Annotated in this window: 5 protein-coding genes and 1 pseudogene; 5 read left to right on the plus strand and 1 reads right to left on the minus strand. The window is 73.4% G+C overall.

Annotated features, from left to right (window positions below; all coding sequences use genetic code 11):
• Positions 1 to 323 precede the first annotated feature (323 nt).
• The gene (locus RIN80_RS16120) at positions 324 to 1,358 is read left to right on the plus strand and encodes a LacI family DNA-binding transcriptional regulator (RefSeq protein ID WP_309096292.1); all 1,035 of its coding nucleotides are present in this window, start codon (positions 324 to 326) and stop codon (positions 1,356 to 1,358) included.
• 92 nt (positions 1,359 to 1,450) lie between these two features.
• Positions 1,451 to 2,338, plus strand: coding sequence for a phosphatase PAP2 family protein (locus RIN80_RS16125; RefSeq protein ID WP_309096293.1), 888 nt, complete (start codon positions 1,451 to 1,453; stop codon positions 2,336 to 2,338).
• Positions 2,339 to 2,387: 49 nt separating this feature from the next.
• On the opposite strand, the gene RIN80_RS16130 is transcribed toward RIN80_RS16125, so the two are convergent.
• A complete protein-coding gene (locus RIN80_RS16130; RefSeq protein ID WP_309096294.1) occupies positions 2,388 to 5,396 on the minus strand; it encodes a bifunctional [glutamine synthetase] adenylyltransferase/[glutamine synthetase]-adenylyl-L-tyrosine phosphorylase in 3,009 nt (1,002 codons plus the stop codon).
• Between the two features lie 177 nt (positions 5,397 to 5,573).
• Here RIN80_RS16130 and RIN80_RS26585 point away from each other — a divergent pair.
• The 3 genes and pseudogenes from RIN80_RS26585 to RIN80_RS16140 form a co-directional block, all read left to right on the plus strand.
• Positions 5,574 to 5,767: pseudogene (locus RIN80_RS26585) on the plus strand (pyridoxamine 5'-phosphate oxidase family protein); the annotation flags it as partial.
• Positions 5,768 to 5,818: 51 nt separating this feature from the next.
• Complete coding sequence (locus RIN80_RS16135; protein ID WP_309096295.1) at positions 5,819 to 6,268, plus strand: VOC family protein; 450 nt, start codon at positions 5,819 to 5,821, stop codon at positions 6,266 to 6,268.
• An 18-nt stretch (positions 6,269 to 6,286) separates the two neighbouring features.
• The gene (locus RIN80_RS16140) at positions 6,287 to 6,436 is read left to right on the plus strand and encodes a hypothetical protein (RefSeq protein WP_309096296.1); all 150 of its coding nucleotides are present in this window, start codon (positions 6,287 to 6,289) and stop codon (positions 6,434 to 6,436) included.
• Positions 6,437 to 6,566: the final 130 nt, after the last annotated feature.

Consider the following 6,566-nt stretch of genomic DNA (forward strand, 5'->3'; position numbering starts at 1 on the left):
CGCCGCAACGTGTTGCGAAAGACCTTGCAGCAAAAAGTTGCAAGAGGTGCGGATGGTTATCCCGCCGTGACCTCCTCTCGATGGCCCTGAGGCCTTGATCCGCCTTGCTGACCGGCTGTTCGACGGACAGTCGGACAGTTGTGCAAGACTCTGCAAGCACTTGCCATCCGGGTCCGCCGGGAGAATCATCCGTTGCGGAGCGGACGCCGACACGACTTCAGGGGACCGCGATGACCAAGCAACCCGCAGCGGGCCGCGCACCGGCCCGCACCCGGCGTCCCGTCGGTGTGCAAGCAGAAGTCCGGCCGCTACAGTCCAGTGCTGTGACCACACGGCTTGCGGACATCGCTTTGCAGGCGGGGGTGAGCGAAGCGACCGTCAGCCGCGTCCTCAACGGGAAGCCGGGCGTCGCCGCCACGACCCGCCAGTCCGTGCTGGCCGCCCTCGACGTGCTGGGCTACGAACGCCCGGTGCGGCTGCGCCAGCGCAGCGAGGGCCTGGTCGGCCTGATCACCCCGGAGCTGGAGAACCCGATCTTCCCGGCCCTGGCCCAGGTCATCGGCCAGGCGCTGACGCGGCAGGGCTACACGCCCGTGCTGGCCACCCAGACCCCGGGCGGCTCCACGGAGGACGAGCTGACCGAGATGCTCGTGGACCGCGGGGTCGCCGGCATCATCTACGTCTCCGGGCTGCACGCGGACACCACCGCCGACATGCAGCGCTACGACCGGCTGCGCGCGCAGGGCGTGCCGTACGTCCTGGTCGACGGTTTCTCGCCGAAGGTGCAGGCGCCGTTCATCTCCCCCGACGACCGCGCGGCGATGAGCCTGGCCGTGACGCACCTGGCGTCCCTGGGGCACACCCGGATCGGGCTGGCGCTCGGGCCCAAGCGGTTCGTGCCCGTGCAGCGCAAGATCGAGGGGTTCGTGCGGGCCATGCAGGAGCAGTTGGGCCTGGGCGCCGAGGCCGTCGAGTCGGAGCTGGTGCAGCACTCGCTGTACACGCTGGAGGGCGGACAGGCCGCCGCCGTCGCCCTGATGGAGCGGGACTGCACGGCCGTGGTGTGCGCCAGCGACATGATGGCCCTGGGCGCGATCAGGGCGGCCCGGCAGCGCGGTCTGGACGTGCCGAAGGACGTCTCCGTGGTCGGGTTCGACGACTCCCCGCTGATCGCCTTCACCGACCCGCCGCTGACGACCATCCGCAAGCCGGTCCCGGCCATGGGGCAGGCGGCGGTGCGCACGCTGCTGGAGGAGATCGGCGGAACGCCCGCGCCCCACAGCGAGTTCGTGTTCATGCCGGAACTGGTGGTGCGCGGTTCGACCGCCTCGGCTCCCGGGGACCGTGCGCGGTCCTGAGGCGCGCGGCCTGATCTCGCCGTAGAACTCGCGGCTCCGGCCGGGCCGCGGGATGATCGGTGGGAAGTCCTTTTCTGGCAGACTTTGTGCCTATGGGTGACGCGACCGTGACGCAGCCGGAGGGCCTGGAGGCGGCCCTCCCGCCCCCCGTTGCGGCCGAGACGGGACCGCGCGTGCTGCGCCGGCTGCGCACCCCGCGCCGGCCCCGCTTCTGGTTCGAGATCCTGCTGATCGCGGTGAGTTACTGGACGTACTCGCTCGTCCGCAACGCCGTGCCCGAGCAGCGGGCCGAGGCGCTGCGCAACGCCGACTGGATCTGGCAGACCGAGCACCGGCTCGGCATCGCCGTCGAGGAGTCGGTCAACCACGCCGTGAACTCGGTGACTTGGCTGATCATCGGCATGAACTACTACTACGCGACGCTGCACTTCGTGGTCACCCTGGGTGTGCTGGTGTGGCTGTACCGTCGCCATCCCGGCCGGTACGCGGCGACCCGGCTGGTGCTGTTCTCGACCACTGCCGTCGCCCTGGTCGGTTACTACCTGTATCCGCTGGCGCCCCCGCGGCTGATGAACGGCGGCGACTTCATCGACACCGTCATGGTCCACCAGACCTGGGGTTCGATGGCGTCCGGCGACCTGAAGAACATGTCCAACCAGTACGCCGCGATGCCGTCGATGCACATCGGCTGGTCGGTGTGGTGCGGTCTGACGATCTTCGCGCTGGCGACGGTCCCGTGGGTGCGGGTGCTGGGGATGCTGTACCCGGCGCTGACGCTGGTGGTGATCGTGGCGACGGCCAACCACTTCTGGCTGGACGCGGTCGGGGGCGTGCTCTGTCTGGCGTTCGGGTTCGCGGTGGCCCGGGTCTGGTACGGCAGGCTGCCGTACGCCCTGCCGCGGGTGGTGCGCGCACCGGCCGCATCCCGCTCGCGGACGTCCCGGGAACAGGGCCGGCCGCTCGCGCGGGACGGGGTCTGACGGCCCCTGCTCGCGGCCCTGGGACCCGGTGCTCGCGCCGGGACCGGGATCAGCGCTCGGTCACCCCGTAGAACAGCTCCTCCACCACGCCCCGCGCCCGGCGGGCGGTGCGCCGGTAGGCGTCGAGCATGTCGCCGACGTGGCCCGGGTTGTGGCCCAGGTACCGGCCCACGGCGGCCAGTTCGCGCGGGTCGGAGGGGAAGGTGTCGCCGGCCCGGCCGCGTACCAGCATCACCGCGTTGCGCACGCGGGTCGCGAGGACCCAGGCCTCGTCGAGTGTCCCGGCGTCCTCGTCCGTGATGAGCCCGGCCGCGCGGGCCGCGGCCAGGGCCTCGCGGGTGCGGGTGGTGCGCAGACCCGGTTCCCGGGCGGCGTGCCGCAGCTGCAGCAGCTGCACGGTCCACTCCACGTCCGACAGCCCGCCCGGCCCGAGCTTGGCGTGCAGCTTGGGATCGGCGCCGCGTGGCAGCCGCTCCCGCTCCATCCGGGCCTTGAGCCGCCGGATCTCGCGCACGGCCTCGTCACCGAGCCCGTCCGCCGGGTAACGCAGCGGATCGATCAGTTCGATGAAGCGGCGGCCCAGGTCCGCGTCCCCGGCGACCGGCTCGGCCCGCAGCAGGGCGTGCGACTCCCAGGTCAGCGACCACCGGCGGTAGTACGCCGCGTACGAGGTGAGCGTGCGCACCAGCGGCCCGGACTTGCCCTCCGGGCGCAGGTCGGCGTCGATGAGCAGGGGCGGGTCGGCGCTCGGGAGCTGCAGCAGGCGGCGCATCTCGGAGACGACCTTGTTCGCCGCCTGGGACGCCTCCCGCTCGTCGACGCCGTCGCGCGGCTCGTGCACGAACAGCACGTCCGCGTCGGAGCCGTAGCCCAGTTCGTGGCCGCCGAACCGGCCCATGCCGATGATCGCGAAGCGGGTGGGCAGCTCGTCGCCCCAGCCGTCCCGCACGACCGCGCGGAGCGTGCCGACGAGGGTCGCGGCGGTCAGGTCGGACACCGCCGCCCCGACCCGGTCCACCAGGGCGCCCTGGTCGGCCTCGGCGGGCTGCTCCTCGGTGCCGTAGGAGCCGACGATGTCGGCGGCGGCCGTGCGGAACAGCTCCCGGCGGCGCACCCCGCGCGCGGCCGTGACCGCCTGGGCGGCTCCGTCGGCCCGGTTCACCGCGGCGAGTATCTCCTGCTCCAGGTGGGCGCGCGGCCGGGGCGTGAGGCCGCCGCCGTCCCCGTCGCCGAGCAGCGCGACCGCCTCGGGCGCGCGCATCAGCAGGTCGGGGGCGAGGCGCCCGGCCGACAGGACCCGGGCGAGGTTCTGCGCGGCGGCGCCCTCGTCCCGCAGCAGCCGCAGGTACCAGGGCGTCTTGCCGAGGGCGTCGGAGACCTTGCGGAAGTTGAGCAGGCCCGCGTCCGGGTCGGCGGAGTCGGCGAACCAGCCGAGCAGCACGGGCAGCAGGGTGCGCTGGATGGCGGCCTTGCGGGTGACGCCGGAGGCCAGCGCCTCCAGGTGGCGCAGGGCGGAGGCCGGGTCGGCGTACCCGAGGGCGACCATGCGTTCCCGGGCCGCCTCGGCGCTCAGCCGGGCCTCGCCGGTGGCGAGCTGGGCGACCGCGTCGAGCAGCGGCCGGTAGAACAGTTTCTCGTGCAGCCGGCGCACCACGGTGGCGTGCCGCCGCCACTCGCGGTGCAGGTCGGCGACCGGGTCGGTGCGCAGGCCCAGGGAACGGCCGATGCGGCGCAGCTCCGCCTCGTCCTCCGGCACGAGGTGGGTGCGCCGCAGCCGGAACAGCTGGATGCGGTGCTCCAGGGTGCGCAGGAAGCGGTAGGCCTCGTCGAGCTGCGCGGCGTCGGAGCGGCCGACGTAGCCGCCGGCGGCGAGGGCCTTGAGCGCGTCGAGGGTCGTGCCGCTGCGCAGCGAGGTGTCGGCGCGGCCGTGCACCAGCTGGAGCAGCTGCACGGCGAACTCGACGTCCCTCAGGCCGCCCGGGCCCAGCTTCAGCTGGCGGTCGACCTCGGCGGCGGGGATGTTCTCCACGACCCGGCGGCGCATCTTCTGCACGTCGGAGACGAAGTTCTCGCGCTCGGCGGCCTTCCACACCAGCGGCTGGACGGCCTCGACGTACTGCGCGCCGAGGTCGAGGTCGCCGGCGACCGGGCGGGCCTTGAGCAGCGCCTGGAACTCCCAGGTCTTGGCCCAGCGCTGGTAGTAGGCGAGGTGGCTGGCCAGGGTCCGCACCAGCGGGCCGTTGCGGCCCTCGGGGCGGAGGTTGGCGTCGACGGGCCAGATGGAGCCCTCGACCGTGGTCTCCGAGCAGATCCGCATCATGTGCGAGGCGAGCCGGGTCGCGGCCCGGATCGCCTTGGTCTCGTCGGCCCCTTCGACCGCCTCGCCGACGAAGATGACGTCGACGTCGGAGACGTAGTTCAGCTCGTGGCCGCCGCACTTGCCCATCGCGATGACGGCGAGCCGGCACAGGGCGTCGTCCTCGGGCGCCGCCGCCCGGGCGAGACCGAGGGCGGCGCGCAGGGTGGCGGTGGCGAGGTCGGCCAGCTCGGCGGCGGACTCGGCGACGCCGGTCGTGCCGCACACGTCGCGGGCGGCGATGGACAGCAGGCAGCGGCGGTAGGCGACGCGCAGCGAGACCGGGTCGTCGGCCTGTGCGAGGCCGGCCTCGAACTCCGCCACCCCGGGGTGCAGGTCCCGCGCCTCGTAGGTCACCAGGGCCTGCCAGTCGTCCGGGTGCCGGGTGAGGTGGTCGGCGAGGGCGGTGGAGGCGCCGAGGACGCCGAGCAGGCGGTCGCGCAGCGGCTTGGCCGAGATCAGCGTGTCGAGCAGCTCCCGGCGGGCGCCCGGGTGCGGCTGGGCCTCCAGCAGCCGGACGAGGCCGAGCAGCGCGAGATCGGGGTCGGCGGTCGCGCCCAGCGCGTCCAGCAGCACCGGGTCGTCGCGCAGGGGCGCGAGCTCGACGCTGTCCAGGAGCCGCTCGGCGGCGGAGGCGTCGGTGAAGCCGTGCCGCAGCAGCCGTGTGAAGGTACTGCTCCTGCGCCCCGGGGCCGCCGTCATCCGGGCCTCCTCGCACTCTTTCCGGGCCTGCATCGGATCAAGGTCGTACGGCTTCGAGCCTAACCGCAGGACCCGGGGCGAGCGCCGGTGAGTTCGGCGGGCGGACGGGGTCCGCCGGGGAGAGCACGGCTGCTGCGCATCTCGGCCGTACGGCCGGACGGGCGCCGGCACACGAGGCGCGTCACCGACGGCGCCCGGCTACGGGGGCCGTCCGCGGGCTGGAGGAGAAGTACGGCGGCTTCTGGCGGGTCGAGGTACGGGAGGGCCGTTTCGCGCCACGGCGGGGGACGCCCGGCCGTCCAGTCGGTGGCGCCGCGTGCGGTTTTCGGCTTCGGTAGGGGGAGCCGTTCAGCCAGGCGCGGTGGCGGTTCGCCCGACGCGCGGTGCCTGATGCCGTTGCCGCCCGACGAAGGAGTCACGCCATGGACTTCACCCTCGAAGTCATCCCGCTGCCCGTGACCGACATCGACCGGGCCCGGGACTTCTACCGGGACAAGGTCGGCTTCCACGTGGACATCGACCAGGAGGTCATGCCCGGGATGCGGATCGTCCAGCTGACGCCTCCGGGTTCCGGCTGTTCGATCGCCCTCGGCGACTCCCTCTGGGAGATGACCCCGGGCCCCACCCCGGCCCCCGGGTCCTACCAGGGCCTGCAACTGTGCGTCGCCGACATCAAGGCGGCCCACGCGGAACTCGTCGCCCGCGGCCTCGATGTCTCGGAGCCGGTCCGGTACGCGCCGGACGACGGCGCCACGTTCATGCACTTCCGGGACCCGGACGGCAACGGCTGGGCGGTGCAGGAGTACCGCAGGCGGGCGACGGAACCGCTGCACGAGCTGCTGGCGAACCAGAAGCGGCAGCGGGAGTCCTGACCGGCCGCGGTCGGGTGCGTGCGGACCGGTCAGGAGATCGTGCTGCTGCTCGGCGTCGGGGACGCGTGGGCCGGCAAGCGGTTCGGTGCCGCGCACGGCCTGGCCGCGGCGGAGAGCTTCGGCGGCAAGGGAGTACGTCGAGTTCGAGACCGGGCCCCGGACCGGTGAAGCTGTCGCTGTACAAGCGCTCCGGCCGGCGAAGGTCGCCGGCGTCTCCCCCGACGGCACGGGCTCCCACCGCCTCGTCATCGCGGCGACGCCGGGGCGTTCACGGTCCCGGACGGCTTCGCGTGGGGGG

The organism is Streptomyces sp., assembly GCF_031181705.1.
Lineage (GTDB): Bacteria > Actinomycetota > Actinomycetes > Streptomycetales > Streptomycetaceae > Streptomyces.

Excerpts from the sequence above, each read along its gene's own strand:
- RIN80_RS16130 (WP_309096294.1), bottom strand. The coding sequence starts at position 5,396 with ATGACGGCGGCCCCGGGGCGCAGGAGCAGTACCTTCACACGGCTGCTG.
- RIN80_RS16135 (WP_309096295.1), top strand. The coding sequence starts at position 5,819 with ATGGACTTCACCCTCGAAGTCATCCCGCTGCCCGTGACCGACATCGAC.
- RIN80_RS16125 (WP_309096293.1), top strand. The coding sequence starts at position 1,451 with ATGGGTGACGCGACCGTGACGCAGCCGGAGGGCCTGGAGGCGGCCCTC.